The organism is Cohnella rhizoplanae (assembly GCF_948329515.1).
Classification (GTDB): Bacteria; Bacillota; Bacilli; order Paenibacillales; family Paenibacillaceae; genus Cohnella; species Cohnella rhizoplanae.
The window spans coordinates 87,011-108,485 of the sequence record NZ_CAOJCN010000019.1; the positions used below are offsets into that span (position 1 = coordinate 87,011).

Sequence of the window (21,475 nt, forward strand, 5' to 3'; positions counted from 1 at the left end):
ACTAACCCATTATTCTCGGCGCATATTGCCCGCTTAAGCGCGAACACAAGTACTACGCACCTTCAACCAGTACCTCTTCTTCTTCTTCCACGGCAGCGCGCTCGTACTCGGCGAGTACGGCGGACTGGATCTTCTCCCGCGTACCCGAAGAGATAGGATGAGCGATATCACGGAACTCTCCGTCGGGCGTACGCTTGCTCGGCATCGCAACGAACATGCCGTTGTTGCCGTCAATCACGCGAATATCATGAACGACGAACTCGTTGTCGATCGTGATCGATGCGATTGCCTTCATTCGCCCCTCGGAATTAACGCGGCGGAGTCTGACATCTGTAATTTGCACTTGTGTTCACCACCTTTGCTCCATCAGAAGACTTGGTGTAATATTCCACAAATTCGTGCCGATTCCTTCTTAAATCTGGTAAAACTAGTCCATTAATTTAAATATTTTTTTAATACCGGATAATATCGACAGGGTGTGTGGACATTGGCTTTTTTTCGACAAAAAGCCCGTTTTCGCGCGGTGGCCGCGGCTTGTCGCAAACCGGCGAAAAGGCGACGGAGTACCGCGCTGGACGTTAAAAACCGCCGGGCTCAAAGTTCGAAGCCGACGGTCTCATGGATGCGTAATCGATTCCCCCGTTCTCAGCGTGAAGTCACGGTTGAAAAAAATTGCCCGGCTGGACCGCGATGTGCCGCGTCTTGAGATCGACCTCGGTCAGTCGCGCCAGAGAGATGTAATCATGCAGCAGACGCTCCTCGTTGTCCACCTCGCCCGACTCGACCAGCACGCCGACGCCGGCCACGATCGCCCGGAATTCGCTGAGCAGATCCACCATGCCCTGAATCGTGCCGCCCGCTTTCATGAAGTCGTCGATGATCAGGACGCGGGACTGCTCCTTAAGCGCGCGGCGCGCCAGCGACATCGTCTGGATCCGCTTGGTGGAGCCGGAGACGTAGTTGATGCTCACCACGGAGCCCTCCGTCACCTTGTGGTCCCGCCTGACGATCACCACGGGAACGTTTAGGTACTGGGAGGCAGCATGCGCAAGCGGGATGCCCTTCGTCTCGACCGTCATGATGACGTCGATGTCCCGCTCCGCGAACGCGGTGGCGAACATGCGCCCTAGATCCTGCAGCAAGCCGGGCTGACCTAGCAGGTCGGTCATATACAGGTAGCCGCCGGGCAGGAGCCGATCCGGCTGCTCCAGCATGCTGCATACATCCTCGATCTTGCGCAGGGCCTGCTCCTTGCGGCACTTCGGGATAAAGCGCACGCCGCCCGCGGCGCCCGCGAGAGTATGCAGCTCGCCGATCCCTTCGTCCTCGAACACTTCCTTGATGATGGCGAGATCCTCGCTGATCGAGGACTTAGCGGACTGGTAGCGCTCGGCGAATGCTGTCAATGATATTAACGTGTGGGGCCGATCCAGCAGATATTGCGTCATTTCTACGAGCCGCGCACTGCGCTTTAACTTTTTCAACTGACCCACCTCGTCCAAAACCGAATAATATAACGCTATCATAACACTTTTATCCGGTTTTGGGCAAGGCGCCGCCGGGCTTATGGCAACCTTTCTCACACGGATTGGGATCGTCCGCCGAGTCCCTAGGTGAGCATTCGCACCACGTACACTTCCTTGCAAAATCCCCGCAGCCCGTTGTAGATCCGCGCCAGCTTGGATTCCTTGGACACGAGGCCGAAGACGGTCGGACCGCTGCCCGACATCAGTACGCCGTCCGCGCCGAGCCGCGTCATCACTTCCTTGATCTGCCGAACCTCCGGGTAGTGCGCCAAGGTGACTTTCTCGAGTACGTTGCCCAGCGAACCGCACATCCGCTCGAAGGAGCCCTCGCGCAGCGCCTCCAGCATATCCGGCACGGACGGATGCGTCCCTACCTCATGGACGCGGAACCGGCCGTACACGTCTGCGGTCGAGACGTTAATCGGCGGCTTGGCCAGGACGACCCAGCATTGCGGCGGGCTCTGCAGACTCTCGAGCCGCTCGCCGCGCCCCGTCGCGAGCGCCGTGCCTCCTCTCACGCAGAAGGGAACGTCCGACCCCAGCTCGGCCCCCAACACCTCCAGCTCGGACACGCCGAGCCCCAGGTCCCAGAGCCGGTTCAGCCCGCGCAGCGCGGCGGCGGCGTCGCTGCTGCCGCCCGCCAGTCCCGCTGCGACCGGGATCTGCTTGTCCAGGTAAATATATACGCCTTTCTTGACGCCATATCGCTGCTTCAGCAGCTTGGCCGCCTGAAAGGCCAGATTTTTCTCGTCAAGCGGAATAAACCCGGCTTGGCTGGCCAGCACGATCTGATCGCGCTGCAGTTCCTCGAACGACAGACGGTCGGCCAGATCGACCATCGTCATGACCATTTCAACCTCGTGATAACCGTCTTCCCGCTTGCGCATCACATCGAGCACCAGATTGATTTTCGCCGGCGCCTTTTCGTATATTTTCGTCATATGCCCACCTGCCAGACCTTCTGCTTCGCCTGATTCCTATCGTTCCAAACCTTAACATATTATAACAAACCCCTGCCGGAATTGCGATTTGGCAGGGGTTGGGTGCAACTTTATATGTAAAAGCCGGGGATTGCACCCCGGCGACTTCAAAGTCGGCGATGCTCGCCTGTAGGACCGGAAGCCGTCCGTGCCCGCAAGCAGTTCTATCGTCAGTCCTGCTTGCGCGCCAGCGACTGCTCGGCCAGCTGGATCGCGCGCTTCACCATATTGCCCGCGTCCTTGGTGGTGATGGCGCCCCAGCCTTCGCTCGCGACTTTACCGTAGAAGCCCAAGTCCTTGGCGAGCTCCGTCCTCAGCGATTCGGTCATCGTCCTGCCTCTGCGCCTGCGGCTCATGTGGATTCCTCCCGTATGATGACATGACGCTGCCGATTGCCGCGCAGGCGTCCGTCCATAGGGTACCCCCAAGCCTTCTCCAAAATGCAAAACAGGCAGCCGTGCCGGATCGGCGCGACTGCCTATGGCGATTTCTGAAAACTCAGTGTTGCAAATAGTCGATGCGGACCTGCCCTTGTTCATTGCACAGCATGACTTCGACGGACTCGGTCAGAATGTCGGCATAGCTGTACGAGACACGCTTGAAGGCATTCTGCTCCTGGTCGAGCTTGACGATGAACACCGACGGGTAAATTTCTTCGAGAACTCCCGTGCGTTCGATGGTTTTACGGCGGCCACCGTTGGCGCGGAGCATAATCTTGGACCCGATATGCGGCTCCAAGCTTCGTTTGATATCCAGAAGCGTGTTCTTGGACATGTCCACTACCACCTCTTTCCCTGTAAATTATACCTAAAAACAGGGGAGGTGTCAATCGGTCAAATATTATAGCAGTGGACAAGAAATATTGTCAATAATGTTTTACCAATATCATTTTATTTTTCCGTAAAATGAGTCTAAGGAAATAAAATTCAGCCAAATTCCGCGGCCGCAAGCGTCGGTACGATATTCGTCGGCTTAATATTCGGGATTCCGATGCGGTATTTGCCCATCGTCTCCACGCCGCCCACGCCCCGCATGCCGCTAATCGTATGCGATATAACGTCCGGCAGGTCGATCGTCTCCCTGAATGGCGTGAAGGCAGCGCGGACGGCCACGTAGACCGGATCGAGCGCGTGGATCATGATGCGCGCCGGCGAGCTGGCAAAGTTCGCGCCGGCGGACATCAGCGCCTCGAAGTGCGATTGGCAGGCGCCGGCCACGACGATCAGCGAATCCTTGTTCCGGTCGAAGCTGCGTGCGTTCTTCACGGCCTGGAGGAAGTTGCCCGTGTTTTTGTAGCTGGTCAGCAGGTCGTAGTTGCTGCGGTTCTTAAAGACGCCGTCGTGGCCGGTAATGACGACAATGTCGGGCCGCACCTTGGGGAGCAGGTCGGCAACCGCCGCCGCCATCTGCGACTCGTGGCAATGGACGCCCTCCGCGGGCATGCGCAGCTGCCTGTATACGGCCATGCTCTTTTTCAAATAATTGACGTCGCCGTCGAGATGGAGCACCTTGCCCGGCATCTCGAAGTATGGCTTGCCCTGCCCGGATTGAGCCTCGTCATCGGTGCCGTCCTTGATCTGGGCGCGCTCTTCCTGCATCCGTCTCACCGATTCGCTGGCCTGCACGCGAGCCGTCCGGGGGCCGCGCAGCTCGTCCGGATTGCGTACCTGCGCAAGGTCTCCGACAGGCGCGTCCGCGAGCAGCCGATAGTCCGTTCCCCGCAGCACCGCCGTGTTCTGCAGCAGAGCCGCGACCCGGAACAATACATCGCCGCCGTACGATTTGCGGACGACCAAGTCCCCTAGCTTCATAGGCGAATCACCTCTTCGTCTATCGTATGGAGAGACGCGCCCGATGGTGCACGGCCTATCGCGCGATAAGGGTCCCCGCCGGATGGCAGGGACCCTTCGTTCATTATTCGATGAGGCCGGCTTCCGCCAACGCGTCCGAGAGCGTCGCGAATTCCTGCAGAGACAACGTCTCGCCGCGGCGTTCCGGCTTCACGCCGCAGCCCTCGAGCAAGCCGGCGAGCTCGCTCTTGCGCTCTTTGCCGATGAACGCCGCGAGATTGTTGTGCAGCGTCTTGCGTCGCTGGACGAACGCGGCGTGCACGACGCGGAAAAACCGCTCCTCGTCGCGCACCTCGACGGGAGGCGCGGCGCGGCGGGTGAGCCGGATGACGGCGGAATCGACGTTAGGCGCCGGAATGAACGCGCCGGACGGTACGACGCAGACGATATCGGGCACGCAGTAATATTGGACGGCAATGCTGAGCGTGCCGTAGTCCTTGCCGCCCGGCTTCGCGGCCATGCGCTCGGCCACTTCCTTCTGCACCATGACGACAATCCGGTCGAGCGGCAGCTTCTGCTCCAGCAGCGTCATGACGATCGGCGTCGTCACGTAGTACGGCAGGTTGGCGACGACGCTCACCTCGCTGCAGCCCGCGAACCGCTCCTCCCACAGCTTCGCCAAGTCGGTCTTGAGCACGTCTCCGTGCACGACGGATACGTGGGGATAGGGGGAGAGAACCTCCTCCAGAATCGGGATCAGCCGGTTGTCGATCTCCACCGCCGCGACCTTGCCCGCTTCCTGCGCGAGCCGCTCCGTCAGCGCGCCGATGCCCGGTCCGATCTCGAGCGCGCCCTTTTCCTTGTCGAGCGCGGCGGCATCCACGATCTTATCCAATATATTTTTGTCGATCAGAAAATTCTGACCGAGGCTTTTCTTGAAGGTAAATCCATGCTTGCGGATGATATCCTTGGTCCGCGTCGGCGTCGCGATGTCCATGGCGCCTCCGGCCGTGCCTCTGGCGCCGCCGGCGTGACCGCCCGCTGCCTGCTTCGTCATTCGCCTACTCCCTCTCTAGTCAACTGCTTGAGCGCCTCGGCGAACTCAGCCCTCGTGATGCGGAACATGCCGAGCCGCTTGTAGAACTGCTTGCCGTTGGCATAGCCGATGCCGAGCAGCTCGCCCATGCGCTCCCTGCGGCTCGCGGCGGCCGGATGCACGATCAGCCCCGCGTCGATCAGATCCGGCCAGGCGATCTCGGGCTCGTCCGATCCCGCCCGGGCCGCCGCTTCTTCTGCGGCAGCTGCGCCATCTGCCGCCGGATCGACCGTGCCGCGGGCGTGCGCCGACTTCCGCACGCGCGCGAGCGCCTCGCGGATCGCCTCCGGACGCGCGTGCTCGACGCCGATGCCGTCCTTGCCGCGCGCGTCGGCCTTCGCGAGGAACGCGTGCCCGCATCCCGGCACGCGCGCCTCGATGATCTTGCGGATCTTCTCGCCGGGCACGTCGGGATCCGTGAAGACGATGACGCCCCGCCGCTCGCGCGCGAGCTCGATGCGCCGCAGCACCGCTTCGTCGATCGCGGATCCGCCCGTCTCGATCGTATCCGCGTCGACCGCGCGCCGGACGGCGACCGTATCCTCCTTGCCCTCCACGACGATGATCTCCGCTATTTTCATCATGCCGATGCCTTTCACTCCGTTCGTCCCGTTCGATCGCTCTGTGCCTTATTATAGCCCACATCCCGCGAATGACAAAGGGGAAGAGGCATATGCCCCTTCCCCGAAGACGGCAGCCCGACCAGGCCGCCGCCAAAAAAATATGGCCGCTCCGACATCAAATAGACACAAAACCGATAATTGCGGGTAAAAACATAATAAGTTCGATTTAAGCGGCTGACGGTTTGACCGGTCCGATGACGTACACGGTGTTGCCGCGTTTCCTGCCGAACTTGTTCGCGTACTTCTCGCTGTCGTAGTACACGTCGATCTTCTTGCCCTTGATCGCGCTGCCCGTATCTTCCGCGCGGCGCAAGCCGACGCCCTCGATGTAGACCCACCAGCCCAGCGGCACGACATCCGGATCGACCGCGATCGTGCGGCCTTCCTTTACCCGGGCGCCGGAAGCGGTAATCCCGTAGCCTGCGTCGCCGACATCCTTGCCGGTCGATGCCGGACCCGCCGAATAGGCGGTCAGCGTGACGCCGGACAAGACGCGCTTCACCTTCACGGACACGCCGTTCAGCTGCAGCGTCTTCACGCCGTCCGACTCGGCGTTATAGGCGAGCGAGACGACCGCCGCTTTTTTCTTGGCGCCGACGGCCAAGACTTGCTGCACGATCGGCTGTTCGAGCGATTTATAGACCAGCTGCTCATCGACGAGCTTGCCGTCTTCATAGACGCGCTCGAACTTTTTGACCAGCAAGCCTTCTTTGCCTGTCTGGACTACCTTGGTCTTGCCGACTTGCAAGCTTTTGTCCGCCGTCTTGATGACCTTGTAGGCCAGCGGATGCTCGGTCGTCACGACCTCCCGCTTGACGCGGACGATCTTCACTTGCAAGCCTTCATCGATCTTGGTCTCTACGGCCGGCGTCACTCTATCCTGGGCGGAGAGCGAGATACCCTCTGCGCTCAACAGGTCGCCCACCGTTTTGACCGTCGTATATTTAATCTCTTTCTTCCCGTCCGCTACGAGCTGTACGCTCATGGCGCGATCGATGACGACTCGCGTGCCGTCCTCCACGGAGGAGGCGAGCGATGCCGACAACCGATCGTTCGGACCGACCGTGATGCCTATCTCCTTAAGCAAGGCGGAGACATCGGAAGTGCGGGTTTGGATGACGGTAGATTTCCCGCCGTCCACGACGGTCACGCTCTTGGCGGACGCGCCGTGCAGCAGCATGATGAGACAGATGGTAAGAGCAAAGGACAAGATTGCGCTCAAGAGAATCAAACGCAAATGCTCATGCAACCATCGCGCTGCGGTAAGCTTGCCGGTCGGTCGTGGATCATGGGTCCCTTGGAGGGGAATTGCACCCATTTTCTCGTTCCTCCTTCATAGCCTCGCCGTCGACTGTTTTACATGATATTCGTCTGACGCGACTATCCATTTGTGATAACGGCGCTGGAAGCATAGTGTGGAGCGGCTTGCACACCAGCGAATTCGCGCCGCCTTGCCCAGCTATGGAGGCACGTCATGCGCCTGCCGGTCATCCCGTGGTGGCTTCCGAGGAGCGGTCCGCGCCGGCGATCTGCACCGAATAGGTGAATTCGGGCACAAAAAAAGCCTGCGACAGAGGGCCTGGTCGTGGCTTCCGCTCAACTGGACGAGGGACGATGGGGCAGCACGAGGTTACCTCTCTCTACTACGCTTGCGAGGTTAGCTGTCGGGTTCGGGCGTCGAGAGTCTGCCCTAAGCGACCGGTCAGCCTTCCGTCAGCCGGACGGCGCCTCGCGTTCGCTATTCACCCCTAGATTGCTCGGGCGCTCGGACATCGGCATGTGCCGATCTCGATCGCGTCGGGTCCCCCGCTCTCCCGATTCGGGAGATTAAGCGCACTGGAAAAGGAATGTCATATTCGGACTTCTGGATTAGATAATAACCCGCCCGCCCCGAAGGTGTAAAGAACGTGCAAAGAGCGAATATCAGCGTTTTAAGGCAAAAATCAGCCGTATTTTTGGGATTTCGGAAGCAAAAGCTAGTTTTTTCTTAGAAAATATTTATTTTTCTACGTTTGTTGCCGCTTTTTCTTCGAGTCGGAAACAGACGCGTGCATTTCGATCCGTAATTTCTTCTAATTTTTCCCTAGTTAGGCCTGTAATTTCCGCTGCTGAATCGGCTACGAATCGTATATAAGAGGACTCGTTGCGCTTGCCGCGATAGGGGTGGGGGGTAAGGTATGGAGCATCTGTTTCGATGAGCAGGCGGTCGAGAGGGACACGCGCCAGCACCTCCTTGGGGACGCGCGCGTTTTTGAAGGTGACAGGCCCGCCGAAGGAAATATAAAAGTTCATGTCCAGGCACTGTTTGGCCGTCTCCCAGCTCCCCGAATAACAATGCATGATGCCGCCGATGTCCGACGCTCCTTCTTCGCGAAGGATACGGACGACATCCTCGTGGGCATCCCGATTGTGGATGACGATCGGCTTGCCGATCCGCTTCGCCAGCCGGATCTGTTCTCTGAATACCGTGTGCTGGATGTCCTTGGGCGAGGTATCCCAATAATAGTCGAGTCCGATCTCGCCGATCGCGACGACCTTCGGATGACCGCACAACGATTCGATCCAGGCCAGATCCTCCTCCGGCCGCATATCGACGGCATCGGTGGGATGCCATCCCACTGCGGCATAGATGAACTCGTGCTTCTCGGCCAAGGCGATCGTCGTCGGAATCGTCTCGCGGTTGAAGCCGATATTCACGATCGTACCCACGCCCGCTTCCCGGGCGCGCGCGATGACTTCGTCTCGGTCGTGATCGAACTTCGGTGAATCCAGGTGGGCGTGCGTATCGAAAAGCATGTGGCGGCAAGTCTCCTTTGTGCTGTATTCATTGCAAGGCTCTTTCGGCTTGTCATGCAACGGCGCGCGACGGTCTATTTCTAGCAGATTATCAGCTACAGGTTCAGCAATTCTCGAACTTCCGGCTTCAGCCGGTCCTTGTGCGGGAGAATCAGATCCTCCGGATAATAGATATAATACTTCCCGGTATGGAGACCCGCGATCGACCGGACGATGTCGCTCTTCAGGGAGATCTCCGTCAATCTTTCTTTATCGTCCAATACGAGGACGGGGGTCTTTTCCTTCGGTTCCGGATCGGGCGAGCCCGGCTTGTACACGTCGTACGGCAGATTCGACGGCGTGTCCATCTGCAGGTGGTAGTCCGGGTGCAGACCGATCGATTCCCATTGCTCGCGCAGCTCGGCGCCCAGTGTTTCGTGCGGAACGTCGAGGGGTACATACTTGTACAAGCGGCGGTTTAAGAATCTTTTACATAAGTCTGCCAATATCTCGTCCTCTTCGGCCTCCCACTGGCCGAATGCGGTCTGTACCATGGCTTCGTCCAGCGCCAGATAATCCCGCAGTTCGATCGTGCCGTTCAACAACTGCGCAAGCGGCGGCAGCAGGAACTTGAACGCATGGCCTTCGCGGTACAATTCGCGCGCCCTCATGAAGATCTGCCTCAGTACGATATCCGAACTGCGCGTCACGGGGTGGAAGTAGATCTGCCAATACATCTGATATCTCGACATCAGATAGTCCTCCACGGCATGCATCCCGCTCTCCTTCACCACGATCCGTCCACGATACGGACGCAGCACGCGCAAGATCCGATCGAGATCGAAGGTACCGTAATTTACGCCCGTGAAGTACGCGTCCCTGAGCAGGTAGTCCATCCGGTCGGCATCCATCTGGCTCGATACCAGGCTCACGACGATCGGCTTGTCGTACGTCTTGCAGATGACGGCGGCGACCTTCTCCGGGAAGTCCCCGCTTACTTCCTTTAATACCCGATTGATCTCAGTATCTCCCAATATGATGGCGCATGACCATTCTTCATGATCGGTATCGAACACTTGTTCGATGGCGTGAGAAAACGGACCGTGTCCGACATCATGCAGCAAAGAAGCGCATAAACTGACCATCTTCTCCTCTTGCGGCCAGTCCTGATATCCGTTACGCTCAAATTGACTGATAATTCTTCGCGTGATATCGTATACGCCCAGAGAATGGGAGAATCGGCTGTGCTCTGCCCCATGGAAGGTCAGGTACGAAGTCCCCAACTGGCGTATGCGCCTCAATCGCTGGAACTCGGCGGTATTGATGAGTTTCCAGATGGTCGCTTCCTGTACGTAGATGGACTGGTGAACGGGGTCCTTGAATACTTTTTCCTCTCGCAGACGATGCATTAACGATCACCTCGCAGGTTTAGGTTTCCTCATTCGACAGACGCTATAGAAATTTGTCGAAAAGTGTCACGCGTTAAATGTAGTCTGAAAACCCGTTTTATACCTTATATATGGGCGAATTAGCGCTATCTTGTGGCAGATAGCGGATATTCAGCTAAATTTCAGCTAAAGAAGCCGCTATTTCTGGTTGACTTATTTGGGAATCGTTGGTACGATAGAGTACGGAAAAGAAAGAATTTTGTCGAATGATGGCGAATATGCGGATGTTCTCCGACATATCGTTTAATCTTATTTTACGCGAATGAGGGAGGATTTCCAAATGTTGAAGTCGACGGGCATTGTACGGAAAGTGGATGAGCTTGGCCGCGTGGTCATTCCGATCGAGCTGCGCAGAACGCTGGGCATCGGAGAGAAGGATGCGCTGGAAATCTACGTGGACGGCGAGCGCATCATGCTGAAGAAATACGAACCGGCTTGCATCTTCTGCGGCAACGCGGACAACGTGATTTACTTTAAGGGAAAAATCGTTTGCAGAGAATGCTTGAAGGATTTGCCTGCAACGGTGTGACAAATTAAAGAATTTCGTTTATAATGGAAGAAGCACTTACCAACGCCGTTATTTCTAACCTTTTTATATCTCCTTGCAACCCCTCCCGGACTTAGTCCGCGGAGGGGTCTTTTTCTTGATCAAGAAGCATCTGGTATACTTCCCTTCGCGATACGCCGAGGTCTCGGGCCGCGAGTCGCATCGCTTCTTTGCGGTCCTCTCCGCTCTCCGCCTCGTACCTCGCTACATGCTGCGCCGTCGTGAGCCCGGACCACCATGCTTCGGCGAGGGAGTTCGGCGACGAAGCCGATTCGCCGGCGCCTTCGATGACTAGGCAGCATTCCCCGAGCGGGGGATGGCCCTCTATATATTGAAGGCATGCCTCCGCAGTTCCGCGCACGATCTCCTCGTGCTTCTTGGTCAGCTCCCGCACTACCGCCATGCGGCGCCCGGCCCAGCGTTCGGCGATGGCCTCGATCGTCTTTTTGAGCCGATGCGGAGACTCATAGAGCAGGATCGTCGCCTCCTCCCGGTCCAGGCGGGTCAGGAAGGCATCCAGCCCTTTGCGGTCGCGCGGCGGGAAGCCCGCGAAGAGGAACCGGTCCGTCGGCAGCCCGGATACGATCAGCGAGGAGAGTGCTGCGTTCGCGCCGGGAATCGGCACGACCGAGACGCCCTGCGCGGCGGCCTCGGCCGCGAGATCGGCGCCCGGGTCCGATATGGCGGGCATGCCGGCGTCGCTCACGAGCGCGATCGTGCTGCCTTCCTTCAGAAGGCGCACGAGCTCCGGCCCGCTCGCTCTTTTGTTATGCTCGTGATAGCTGACCAGACGGGTCGATATCTCGAAGTGCGTGAGCAGCTTGCGAGTCTGCCGGGTATCCTCGGCGGCGATGAGGTCTGCCTCCTTCAGCATGCGTACGGCACGGAAGGTCATGTCCTCCAGGTTGCCGATCGGCGTAGCGACCAGATAGAGCGTGCCCGGTCCGTCCGGTCCGCGCGCGCCGAAGCTTTTTTGAACTTGGACCTGCCGGCTATCGGCGTATTCTTGCTCCTCCAGCGCTTGTGCGCGCCCCGACTGCTCGTCCGCTCGCTTCGGCGTCTGTTCGTTCCTTCCGCGTTTCCCTTTCATCGCTCAACCCTCCATCTTATCGCTAGGCCCGGTGTCATTCAATTCCTTCTTGCGTCCGTAGAATACGTCCAGCAGCTCGGCCGTATAGGTACGACCCGCTCCTTCGTATACGATCAGCGGGGGCAGCAGCCTTAGCTCCGGGCGGCCTCCCAAGCTGGCTTCGATTAGGACCATGTTCGCCTCCGCGTCCGCACGGGAGTGAACGAAGCGCATCCGCTTCGGCTCCAGCCGATGCCGCTGCATGGCGTCCAGAATCTCCGCCAGGCGAGACGGGCGATGGACCATCGAGACGCGCCCGCCTTCCCTTACGCTACGCGCCGCCGCCGACACGACGTCCTCCAGCGTGCACCCGATCTCGTGACGGGCGAGCGCTTGATGGATGTTGCCCTTATGCTCGCCGGATCCGACGGGCTTGTACGGCGGGTTTACCGTCACCGCGTCAAAAGCCTCGCTGCCAATCAGCGCAGGCAGCGTCTTCAAATCCGCTTCGCGGATGGCGATCCGCGATGCCAGTCCGTTATATACAACGCTGCGCCTCGCCATGTCCGCGAGCCGCGGCTGCAGCTCTACGCCTTCGATATGCGCGTCGGTCCGCGTGGCCATGAGCAGCGGGATCACGCCGTTGCCCGTGCACAGGTCCAAGATCCGGCCTTTCTTCGGTATGCCCGCAAATCTGGCGAGCAGCACGGCATCCAGCGAGAAGCTGAATACCTCCCTGCTCTGTATGATTTTATATTCGTGCGTCAGCAGATCGTCGAGCCGCTCGCCCTCGAGCAGAGACGGCTTTTCGAACGCCATGTTATCGTTTTCATTCAAGGCCCAACGCACCGTCCCGAATTTTTTCTTCTATTATATATGCGTCATTTCGTACCGCATTTCTTGTCCCTTTATCACGTCTCTTAGCTTACTTGATTTGGAGAAGCAATGCCAGCGTCGGCCGCCGGCGCACCGGCGCTGCATGTCCTAAAAAAAAGCCGGCTCCCCCGGATTGGAGAGTCGGCTGTTCGAATTCAAGGCTTGCTGAGAAACGAGAGGCAGAACAGGCAGTCGCCTTCCATGCGCAGATGCCCGTAATACACGTTGCAGATGTGAAAACCCTCGTGGTACAAGCGGGCCAGATTGTCGTAGCCTTCGCCGAGGGAAGTGCCTGCTGCGGCCTCGGCATGCTCCTGGTGACCGGCATCGGCCGGTTCCTCCGATAATTCGGTCGCAGGATCGGCCGTGAGTTCAATCGTCTCGCGCTTGAAGATCTTGCGCAGCTGCTGGTTCTCGATGCGCAGGCGCTGGTTCTCCTCGAGCAGTTCCTTGATCTTGAGTTTAAGCGAGCCGAACTCGGTATGGAGACCGCCTAGCTTCGCTTCAAGTTCATCCACGCCTAAGTATATATCCTTCATGGGCAAGCTCCACCTTAAAGCGAGGTTGTGTCGGATGACAATCGGTGCTGCTGGTATTACTTAACGACGACTTCTTCGAAAGGAAGCTCCTTGACCTTGCCGACCTCGAACAGCTGCACATGGACGCTGCGGCTGCCCGCGTTAAGACCGACGACCTTGCCGTCTCCGAACGAGGTGACGACGACCTTGCCGACGGCCGGCATCTCTTCCTTGGCGCTCTCGTAGTTGTCGTGCTCGAACTTGAGGCAGCACATGAGCCGCCCGCACAACCCGGAGATCTTGGTCGGGTTCAGCGAGAGGTTCTGATCCTTCGCCATCTTGATCGATACGGGCTCGAAGTCCCCCAGCCAAGATGAGCAGCAGAGGACGCGCCCGCAAGGGCCGATGCCGCCCAGCATCTTGGCTTCGTCACGCACCCCGATCTGACGGAGCTCGATCCGGGTACGGAATACGCCGGCCAGATCCTTCACCAGCTCGCGGAAGTCTACGCGTCCCTCTGCCGTGAAGTAAAAAATAATTTTGTTGCGGTCAAACGTGTATTCGACGTCCACCAGCTTCATGCGAAGCTGATGGTCCTTGATTTTCTGCAATCCGATGGCAAAAGCGTTTTTCGCCGCGTTCCGGTTTTCCTCGACTGCATGCGCATCGCTATCCGCCGCGACGCGTATAACCCTCTTGAGCGGGAGGACGACATCGGCTTCGCCGACGGTCTTCGGTCCAATAACGACCGTGCCGTATTCGACGCCGCGCGCCGTCTCGACGATGACATGCTGGTCCTTGGCTACCGGATGTTCGGCCGGGTCAAAATAATAGACCTTGCCCGCCTTCTTGAAGCGGACGCCGACAACCTCGTACAATACTACCCCTCCCGTACGCCGCCGCAGGCGCTCCGATGCGGTTATCCCGCCGTCTGCGCGGACGTCACTAGAAATTGCTCGAAAGCGAGCTGAGGCTGCACGTTCGCCTTAATGCGGCGGACGGCAGACAGCGCCGCTTCCATGGACCGGGTCCACTCGTGGACGCTTCGGGTCCAGGCCTGCTTGGAGAGCCATTCCGCTTGATCGGGAAAGACAAGCCTCTCCTCGCGGCCGGTCATGACGTAAATCATATCTCTATACCATAAAGCAAACAGTTGCAGCAAAATGTCGGTATGCTCGGCGAGATCCGTCTTAAACACCTGTTGCTGCGCGGTTAGCAGCACGCCAGGGAACCGGGACGGCATCTCCCTGCCTAATTGTATCACTACGTTTCGGATTTCTGCAAACCAATTCTCGGCGGCCAGCGCCCGCGCGGCATCGAACCCCGCGGACAGATGGACGACCGACTTGGCGATCAAGGACGGCGTGCCCTCGCGGACCAGCTGCGCCTCCATCGCCTTCGGATCCCCGGGCGTGAACGGCACGAGCTGCGTCCGCGATACGATCGTCGGCAGCATCGCCTGCTCGCTCGGCGCGATCAGGATCGCGACGACCGGCGACGGCGGCTCCTCCAGGAACTTGAGCAGGCTGTTCGACGCCTGGACCGTCATCGTTTCGGCCGCCTCGATCACGTAGATCTTGCGCTGCGAGCCTGAACTTCTATACGACAGCTCCCGCTGCAGCTCTCGGATCTGGTCGATCTTCACGGACTGGCCGTCCGGGACGATCCGGTGCAGATCCGGGTGGTTGCCATGCTCGACCTTGCGGCACGTCAGGCATTCTCCGCAGGCGTCGTCGCCTCCGCGCTCGCACAGCAGCGTCATGGCGAAGGCCCGCGCCATCGCGCTCCTGCCGGTCCCCTGCGGCCCCGCGAACAGGTACGCATGCGCGACCTTGCCGCTCCGCAGCATGCCTTGCAGCAGCCGCTTGGCCCGTTCCTGACCCGGTACCGATGCGATTGCCATGAAGCCCAACCTTCTCTCGTTGATGAACTCATTTTATATGCGCGACTTGTTCGTCGTTAAAATACCATGTTGATCAGAAGTCCGCGGATCTCGCCGACTTTTTGCAGGAGCTCCAGCCGCCCTTCCTCGCTGCCGAGCAGTTCTTCGCCCATAGCCACGAGCATCGAGTCGACCTCTTCCAATATTTTATATCGCTTGCCGCGCCCGCGGCGGTCCCAGCCCTTCGTTTCCTTCAGGGCAATCCCCCGCTTCAGGGTATCTTCGAGGAACCCCTTGACCATCGTCCGATACAGCTTAAGCTCGCGTACGGTCATGGAGCGCATGAGACGATCGCCCTGCAGGCGAATGTCCTCCAGCTTGCGCTGCAATTCCTCCTGGGTGCGTCCCTCGTCGTTCTGCTGCATCAGATCGCCGAAGTTCTGCATCTCGCGGGGACGGGCGTTCGTATCCGCGCGTTGAATCTTGTTGTTCGGGGGAAAATAACCCGGCTGGATCTTCATCCCGCTTCACATCCCGCCTGATAGTTAGAAGTGTTCGAACCGTTCGACCGGGACCACGAAGACGGCCGCGCCGCCCACCTGCACCTCGACCGGAAATGGAATATAAGAATCGGCTGCGCCGCTGACGGGGGAGACAGGCGTAACCAGTTGATCGCGAACCTTGCAATTGGCACGGATGACGTCGAGTACCTGCTGCACCCGCTCGTCCTCGATCCCGATCAGGAACGTCGTATTGCCGGCCTTTAGAAATCCTCCGGTACTGGCGAGCTTCGTCGCGCGGAATCCTTCCTTGATGAGCGCGTTGGAGAGCCTGTTGCTATCCTTATCCTGTGCTACGGCGATGACCAGCTTCATCCATCATTCCTCCCAATTCAATATAATATGATCTTCTCTTTATAAAATTAGACGCCGCAGCGTCAAATCCTGCCCCGAGGCGCACATTTGCAAGCGCTCTCCGACCCCGGACGCCTCGCGTGCCGCCTCTCGGGTTATTATTCTATTCGCGTTCGCTGAAATAGCGTTCCAGCACCGCACGAACCTCCACGAATACATCTTCGACCCCCGGGTTGGCGTCCACGCGCCGGATACGGCCAGGGAATCGCGCCAAGGCCTGCAAGTAACCTTCGCGCACGCGATGGTGAAAGGACATGGACTCCAAATCGAGCCGATTGATCTCCCGATCGCCATGCGCATGAATCCGCTCGATGCCGACCTCGGGGTCGACGTCCAGATAGATCGTCAGATCGGGCAGTCCCCCGTCGGTCGCGAACGCGTTGATCGACATCACCTCGTCGATGCCCAGGCCCCGGGCATATCCCTGGTAGGCAAGACTGCTGTCGATAAAGCGGTCGCATAAGATGGTCTTACCCTGTTCGAGGGTAGGTACAATCTTCTCGACGTAATGCTGCCTGCGCGCCGCTGCGTACAGCAGCGCCTCCGTGCGGCCGTCCATGGCCGTATTGCCGTTGTCCAGCACGATCGCGCGGATCTGCTCCGCGATGGCGATGCCGCCCGGCTCGCGCGTAGCTACGACCTCCAGGCCCTTCGTGCGCAGGTAATCGAGGATCATCACCGCGATGGTCGATTTTCCCGCGCCTTCGTTGCCTTCTATCGTTATGAAATGGCCTCTCTTCATCCTGCGAATGCCCCGATTCTATATGATACGGTAAACGCCATAGCGTTTACTTCTCTCTATTATAGCCCGAAAGCTCGGTCTGTCGCACGATAATCGTTTCCTGCCGGCGGCTCCCGCTCCTCGCGAGCGCCGCGCCTACGAACCGAATCAATCCGTATACGGCTGCGGCGAGCGCGCTGGCGAACATAATATCGAAGCAGACGTTAAACATGAAGAGATGCTTGCCGATATCCGCTTCCCCGTCCCCCATGAGCGAGACCGTGACGGCCAGCAAGCCCGCGGCGCCTATGACGGCGAACGTCTCCGCAATCAGCCTGGTACCGGGCCTGCCGGCGCTCCGGCGCCACCATGCTGCGAGGAAGGCATAGTAGACCGAATAACAAGCCGCGAACCATGCCAGCGAGTTCGGCATATGCCGATGCTTCCATTCGCTCCATGCGCTGAAGGCATAGGAGAGCTCGCTGCGCTCGCGGCCGGCCTTCTCGGTATAATTTCCCAGGTAATAGGGCCTGACGGAAGTTCCGTTCTCCGCCGCCTTCTTCAGCTTGCTCACGAACCGGTCCGGATGTCTCGCATAATACAAAGCAATGTCGCGGTGCGAGAGCCGATCCAGCACTTCTTGGCGCAGCGTCGGATCGTTCTGAGGGACGATCGTGTCCTTTTGAAAATAGTTCGTGCCTGCCAATGCCGCGTACTTATCCGGGATGTCCAGTTCGCGCATATCCCGCTTCAGGTCCGGCGTATCCTTGAGCACGCCGAAGAAAATCGACTGATACAGATTGATATGCCTAAGCTGATCCGGCGCCAGCGCCATCATGAGAATGGCCGAGAGAGCCAGGACGCCTGCTCCTATCCTCGCGCGCCTCCGCCAGCCGAGATCGGGGCGCAGCGCAGCCATGCGCCAAGCCAGAATGGCCAGCAGGAACCCGATGGGCGCGTTCTGAATCTTTGAAGTGGCCAAGGCGACGCCCGCGGCGACGAACAGCCCAAGCATCCATGCCGAAGGCAGACGGGCGATAGGCAGCGAACCTGGACCTCGCGCTCCGGATTCCGTATCCCGAGTCGACCGCGATGCGATCGCCAGCGACGCGCCCAGCGCGAGCAGCGTGGCGACCAGCGCATACGGCTCTCCGAAGAACGATTGGAAATACGCCGTATAGCCGACATCGCAAAATATGCCGATGACGATCAGCGCCAGGACGGCAGTGGCGATCGTATTCGCTTGTCTGCCCCGAGCCGTCGGCGCATGCCGTATGAGTAGCCAGATGGCGCAGAGCAACAAGGCTGCGTAGCAGAAGCCCAGTACGCGGATATCGAACGTCTGCGGATCGAGCAGCCTGCCCAGGCCGCCGGCTAGCGCTACGAGCAGCACATGGGTGGATACGTACCCGCCGGACGTGAAGCCGCCATAGTGGTAGAGTTGATGGGCATAACCGAAGTAACGACTGGCATAGGATTCATGCGGGTCCGCATAAGCGATGCCCGCGGCGCCCATTACGCGGTTGAAGTCGCCATTGTCCGCCACGCCGATGACAGGCGGTACGAACAGCAGATAGATGAGAATGGCCGCCGCTGCGAATATCGCAAGCCATGCCGTGATGACGCGTGGATCCTTGGCATTCAGCATTCGTTTGCCAATCATATACCTAATCATCCCCTCTCGTCAGAACTTGAATGGTGGACAAGGTCTCGTCCGTCGCTCCCTGGAACCTTGCTCCGGCAGCGGCAAGCCGCCTCAGCTCCTCTACGACGACCGCCGATACCGGCTCTCCCGGATATAACAGAGGAATACCCGGCGGATAAGGTATGATCCACTCCCCGCAAATATGGCCCGCCGCCTCCCGGAGGGGAATCGCTGTCGTGGATGAGGTGCGGCGCCGGATCACGACCGGATCGGATAATCGCGTAGAGCCGACAGGACTACGCTTAGCAGATGGTTCCCGCAGAGTTGCATTTGTCTGGTCTCTGTTCGGGCTCGATGCATCTGCCGCTTTTATGTCGATGGCCTCTTTCAATTCCCGTGCTATATCGCTCAATGCATCGATGCAGACAGCTGCATCCGCTATACGGGTACCTGATCCAAGCGCCAGAACCGTATAATTAATGTCCGCCATCTCAGCAAGACAACCTCTCTCTTCCAGCTTGGCTTGGAGCTCGAACCCTGTCATTCTGCCGGTCGCTTCTCTGATCGACAGCTTGAGCGGATCTTGTACATTCAACGCTGCTAAAGGCAAGTCGGTCAACGCTTCGCGGATAAGATGGGCAGCGCTAAGCGCCTGTTCGAACAGTGCCGGGCCTTGTGTCTGAACTTCCCTTCGCGCCAGATCCAGAGAAGCCAGCAGCGGATAGGACGGGCTTGAGCTCTGTACCATACGCAGCGCCTGCCGGATCTCCGGCCTGGGTGCCAACTCACCCTGTATGTGCAGCATGGCACTCATCGTGAGCGAGGCCAACATCTTGTGCGTTGACTGCACCACGACATCCGCACCCGCCTGCAGCGCGCTGCCGGGAATGTCCGGATGCAATCCGAAGTGCGCGCCATGCGCTTCGTCGACCAGCACCGGTACTTTCCTCGCGTGTGCGGCATCCACTAAGCGAGGAAGGTCGGCGGTCATCCCATAATAGTTAGGGCTGCATAAGATCAGCGCTCGCGCAGTCGGATATCGTTCCAATGCATGCGTTACCGTTTCGACGCTGGGTGCGACGGGGATCCCCGAACGCTCGTCCGCCTCCGGCGCGAGAAACACGCACCTTGCCCCTGCAAGCGCCAGACCGTGAATGATCGACTTATGCACGTTGCGCTGCACGAGCAGAATCTCACCTGGCTCGCATATACCCAGAATCATCGCCAGATTGCCGGCTGTACTGCCGCCCACTAGAAACCGCGTCTCCTCTGCGCCAAAGCACTGTGCGGCCAGTTCCTGCGCCTCCGCGATAGCGCCCGTGGGGTCGTGGAGGTCATCCGTATCCGACAGCTCCGTAACGTCTATATTCAACCAGCAGCCAGCTCCTAACGACGACTCTTCGTTTCCCATATACATCGTTCTTTGCTTATGTCCCGGTACATGGAAGGATACAGATTCCTTGCTTGCATGCTTCATGAGCATTTCGTATAGAGGCGCCGATTGGATGTCCGCCCTATTCATCGCCATTCCTCGTTCCGACTTATAAAATTTTACATAAACCCCATTATAACAGAAACGAAAAACAGCTCAAAAAAGCGCCGCATCTTCTCCGCCGCTTCCTTGAGACATACCAGATTATATTCGCACTCGGTCTTCAACCTTCCGTATGGACCCACAATTGCTTCAATTGCTGAACAAAATACGGATAACGTTGATCCTCGACAGGCGTATTCACCATTTCGGACTCGCACGGATGACAGATGAATGAACTCATAATCCGAATGCCTTCCCGATCGCGCTCTCCGCATACGATGCAGACTCTATTTTCTTCGACGCTCATGGCATTCCCGCCTTTGAATGGCTTAATACCACCAGTATGCCTCATACTCTATGAAAATATACCTCTTGCTAGCACGCCTCAGCCTATCTTAATAATAAACGACATTCGCGCCGATAGTAACTACAGATACCAAGGCGTCGTACAAGGAGATTTCCTATGAAAATGCCCGAGCCTGCGCGCGAGGCGACTGTCTATCACTATAAGCTGATACGCAAAATACCGATGCGGCCTGAGACTAAATATAGCTATATGACCACCGCGCTTCTAGGCGCCGGCTTCGTAACAGGCTTCTACGCGTGGAAAGGACTCGAGTGCATGGCTGTCGGTCTGCTCGTCATGATCCTCATTCACGCTGTCGTCATTCGGATCACGCTGCGTCGCGTAGATGCCGCCGCCGGCAAGCGCTGGAGCTTCCGCATCGACTGGCCATGGATCGGTCCGCTGCCGGTCATGGACACAAGCCTGAGCCTGTTCCGCCGCCTGCATTTCCATTTGTTATTAGTCGGCTGCTGTGCTTCGGCTCTTCTCTACCCCTGGGCTCACCCGGCTCTCCTCATTTCATTGGTTTATTGGCACTTCTGGCTCCTCTCGCCCCGTCTGACGCTCCTCTTGCGCATGCGCAAGGAAAAAGGAAACGGCGTCATTCGCCTGTCCGATACCGAAGTTTCCTATTATCATATCTAAGCTAATGCTTACCGACCCGCCTTTTATTTAACCTCGTTTGAATGGCGACCCGTTTTCGTCGTCGATTGCCTTCTAGGTAACCCTCTACGCGGACATACGAGACCCTATGACTGCCTGGATCGCCTCAATCAGCCTATTTGAGGATCCACGATCCGCTATTGGCGGAATTCAAGGTCATATTCGCCCTCTGCGCGATCAATAGCGTCTCTCCGGTCCACAAACTTGGCATAATAGCCGGTCTTGACCCAAATAGCGGCTCCTGTGTCCGTGACCTTACACGTTACTCACGACTCAGCACGCTTTGCGGCCCTCATCGACCGTATCATCATAGCCAATCGACTGACTCGCAACATGCATACCATTCCCAAACCTTATCCATCTTTCCGCACACAATAAAAAGAACCACCCTCCGAAGAAGGTGGTTCTCTTGCGCTGCTTGTTGGCCTGGCGGCGTCCTACTCTCCCGGGACCCTGCGGTCCGAGTACCATTGGCGCTGGAGGGCTTAACGGTCGTGTTCGAGATGGGTACGCGTGGGACCC

At 58.3% G+C, this 21,475-nt stretch carries 24 protein-coding genes, 1 rRNA gene and 1 riboswitch; of the genes, 2 read left to right on the forward strand and 23 right to left on the reverse strand.

The window, feature by feature from the left end; genetic code table 11:
- Positions 1 to 52: 52 nt before the first annotated feature.
- From spoVG to PQG80_RS22365, 11 genes are all read right to left on the reverse strand, one after another.
- Complete coding sequence (gene spoVG / locus PQG80_RS22315; protein WP_271753859.1) at positions 53 to 343, reverse strand: septation regulator SpoVG; 291 nt, start codon at positions 341 to 343, stop codon at positions 53 to 55.
- A 313-nt stretch (positions 344 to 656) separates the two neighbouring features.
- Positions 657 to 1,484, reverse strand: coding sequence for a pur operon repressor (purR, locus tag PQG80_RS22320; RefSeq protein WP_271753860.1), 828 nt, complete (start codon positions 1,482 to 1,484; stop codon positions 657 to 659).
- A gap of 125 nt (positions 1,485 to 1,609) precedes the next feature.
- A complete protein-coding gene (gene ispE / locus PQG80_RS22325) occupies positions 1,610 to 2,467 on the reverse strand; it encodes a 4-(cytidine 5'-diphospho)-2-C-methyl-D-erythritol kinase (protein ID WP_271753861.1) in 858 nt (285 codons plus the stop codon).
- A 209-nt stretch (positions 2,468 to 2,676) separates the two neighbouring features.
- The gene (locus tag PQG80_RS22330; RefSeq protein ID WP_271753863.1) at positions 2,677 to 2,862 is read right to left on the reverse strand and encodes a small, acid-soluble spore protein, alpha/beta type; all 186 of its coding nucleotides are present in this window, start codon (positions 2,860 to 2,862) and stop codon (positions 2,677 to 2,679) included.
- Between the two features lie 142 nt (positions 2,863 to 3,004).
- Positions 3,005 to 3,280 (reverse strand): biofilm formation stimulator Veg, encoded by a 276-nt coding sequence (veg, locus tag PQG80_RS22335; RefSeq protein ID WP_271753864.1) that lies wholly within the window; start codon positions 3,278 to 3,280, stop codon positions 3,005 to 3,007.
- Between the two features lie 152 nt (positions 3,281 to 3,432).
- Positions 3,433 to 4,317: a sporulation peptidase YabG gene (gene yabG / locus PQG80_RS22340; protein WP_271753865.1), complete on the reverse strand. Its 885-nt coding sequence runs from the start codon at positions 4,315 to 4,317 to the stop codon at positions 3,433 to 3,435.
- Between the two features lie 103 nt (positions 4,318 to 4,420).
- Complete coding sequence (gene rsmA, locus PQG80_RS22345) at positions 4,421 to 5,353, reverse strand: 16S rRNA (adenine(1518)-N(6)/adenine(1519)-N(6))-dimethyltransferase RsmA (RefSeq protein WP_432432795.1); 933 nt, start codon at positions 5,351 to 5,353, stop codon at positions 4,421 to 4,423.
- The gene (gene rnmV, locus PQG80_RS22350) at positions 5,350 to 5,976 is read right to left on the reverse strand and encodes a ribonuclease M5 (RefSeq protein ID WP_271753866.1); all 627 of its coding nucleotides are present in this window, start codon (positions 5,974 to 5,976) and stop codon (positions 5,350 to 5,352) included. The genes rsmA and rnmV overlap by 4 nt, the downstream gene beginning before the upstream one ends.
- Before the next feature lie 205 nt (positions 5,977 to 6,181).
- The gene (locus tag PQG80_RS22355; RefSeq protein WP_271753867.1) at positions 6,182 to 7,225 is read right to left on the reverse strand and encodes a resuscitation-promoting factor; all 1,044 of its coding nucleotides are present in this window, start codon (positions 7,223 to 7,225) and stop codon (positions 6,182 to 6,184) included.
- Positions 7,226 to 7,646: 421 nt separating this feature from the next.
- A riboswitch (cyclic di-AMP (ydaO/yuaA leader) is annotated at positions 7,647 to 7,859 on the reverse strand.
- Positions 7,860 to 8,013: 154 nt separating this feature from the next.
- Positions 8,014 to 8,811 (reverse strand): TatD family hydrolase, encoded by a 798-nt coding sequence (locus PQG80_RS22360; RefSeq protein ID WP_271753868.1) that lies wholly within the window; start codon positions 8,809 to 8,811, stop codon positions 8,014 to 8,016.
- Between the two features lie 95 nt (positions 8,812 to 8,906).
- Positions 8,907 to 10,199: an HD domain-containing protein gene (locus PQG80_RS22365; RefSeq protein ID WP_271753869.1), complete on the reverse strand. Its 1,293-nt coding sequence runs from the start codon at positions 10,197 to 10,199 to the stop codon at positions 8,907 to 8,909.
- 319 nt (positions 10,200 to 10,518) lie between these two features.
- On the opposite strand from PQG80_RS22365, the gene PQG80_RS22370 reads away from it, so the two are divergent.
- Positions 10,519 to 10,767 (forward strand): AbrB/MazE/SpoVT family DNA-binding domain-containing protein, encoded by a 249-nt coding sequence (locus tag PQG80_RS22370; protein WP_067781230.1) that lies wholly within the window; start codon positions 10,519 to 10,521, stop codon positions 10,765 to 10,767.
- A 91-nt stretch (positions 10,768 to 10,858) separates the two neighbouring features.
- Here PQG80_RS22370 and rsmI read toward each other — a convergent pair whose 3' ends face one another.
- The 11 genes from rsmI to PQG80_RS22425 all read right to left on the reverse strand — a co-directional run bounded on the left by rsmI (position 10,859) and on the right by PQG80_RS22425 (position 20,296).
- Positions 10,859 to 11,875 (reverse strand): 16S rRNA (cytidine(1402)-2'-O)-methyltransferase, encoded by a 1,017-nt coding sequence (gene rsmI, locus PQG80_RS22375; RefSeq protein WP_271753870.1) that lies wholly within the window; start codon positions 11,873 to 11,875, stop codon positions 10,859 to 10,861.
- Positions 11,876 to 11,878: 3 nt separating this feature from the next.
- Entirely contained in the window at positions 11,879 to 12,673 is a 795-nt protein-coding gene (locus tag PQG80_RS22380) for a tRNA1(Val) (adenine(37)-N6)-methyltransferase (RefSeq protein ID WP_271753884.1), read from the reverse strand.
- Positions 12,674 to 12,885: 212 nt separating this feature from the next.
- Positions 12,886 to 13,269, reverse strand: a complete 384-nt coding sequence (locus PQG80_RS22385) for an initiation-control protein YabA (RefSeq protein WP_432432796.1) — start codon at positions 13,267 to 13,269, stop codon at positions 12,886 to 12,888.
- 56 nt (positions 13,270 to 13,325) lie between these two features.
- The gene (locus PQG80_RS22390) at positions 13,326 to 14,126 is read right to left on the reverse strand and encodes a PSP1 domain-containing protein (RefSeq protein WP_271753872.1); all 801 of its coding nucleotides are present in this window, start codon (positions 14,124 to 14,126) and stop codon (positions 13,326 to 13,328) included.
- 41 nt (positions 14,127 to 14,167) lie between these two features.
- Positions 14,168 to 15,151, reverse strand: coding sequence for a DNA polymerase III subunit delta' (gene holB / locus PQG80_RS22395; RefSeq protein ID WP_271753873.1), 984 nt, complete (start codon positions 15,149 to 15,151; stop codon positions 14,168 to 14,170).
- 56 nt (positions 15,152 to 15,207) lie between these two features.
- Complete coding sequence (locus PQG80_RS22400) at positions 15,208 to 15,651, reverse strand: YaaR family protein (RefSeq protein WP_271753874.1); 444 nt, start codon at positions 15,649 to 15,651, stop codon at positions 15,208 to 15,210.
- 24 nt (positions 15,652 to 15,675) lie between these two features.
- On the reverse strand, positions 15,676 to 16,005 hold the full coding sequence (gene darA / locus PQG80_RS22405; protein WP_067781248.1) for a cyclic di-AMP receptor DarA: 330 nt from the start codon (positions 16,003 to 16,005) through the stop codon (positions 15,676 to 15,678).
- A 142-nt stretch (positions 16,006 to 16,147) separates the two neighbouring features.
- Positions 16,148 to 16,786, reverse strand: a complete 639-nt coding sequence (gene tmk / locus PQG80_RS22410; protein WP_271753875.1) for a dTMP kinase — start codon at positions 16,784 to 16,786, stop codon at positions 16,148 to 16,150.
- A 46-nt stretch (positions 16,787 to 16,832) separates the two neighbouring features.
- Positions 16,833 to 18,428, reverse strand: a complete 1,596-nt coding sequence (gene wsfD / locus PQG80_RS22415) for a glycan biosynthesis hexose transferase WsfD (RefSeq protein ID WP_271753876.1) — start codon at positions 18,426 to 18,428, stop codon at positions 16,833 to 16,835.
- A 4-nt stretch (positions 18,429 to 18,432) separates the two neighbouring features.
- A complete protein-coding gene (locus PQG80_RS22420; RefSeq protein ID WP_271753877.1) occupies positions 18,433 to 19,932 on the reverse strand; it encodes an aminotransferase class I/II-fold pyridoxal phosphate-dependent enzyme in 1,500 nt (499 codons plus the stop codon).
- A 133-nt stretch (positions 19,933 to 20,065) separates the two neighbouring features.
- Positions 20,066 to 20,296: a sigma factor G inhibitor Gin gene (locus PQG80_RS22425; protein ID WP_334219840.1), complete on the reverse strand. Its 231-nt coding sequence runs from the start codon at positions 20,294 to 20,296 to the stop codon at positions 20,066 to 20,068.
- 111 nt (positions 20,297 to 20,407) lie between these two features.
- Between PQG80_RS22425 and PQG80_RS22430 the strand changes: the two genes are divergently transcribed.
- Positions 20,408 to 20,935 (forward strand): transposase, encoded by a 528-nt coding sequence (locus PQG80_RS22430; protein WP_271753879.1) that lies wholly within the window; start codon positions 20,408 to 20,410, stop codon positions 20,933 to 20,935.
- Between the two features lie 442 nt (positions 20,936 to 21,377).
- On the opposite strand, the gene rrf is transcribed toward PQG80_RS22430, so the two are convergent.
- A 5S ribosomal RNA gene (rrf, locus tag PQG80_RS22435) occupies positions 21,378 to 21,475 on the reverse strand; the annotation flags it as partial.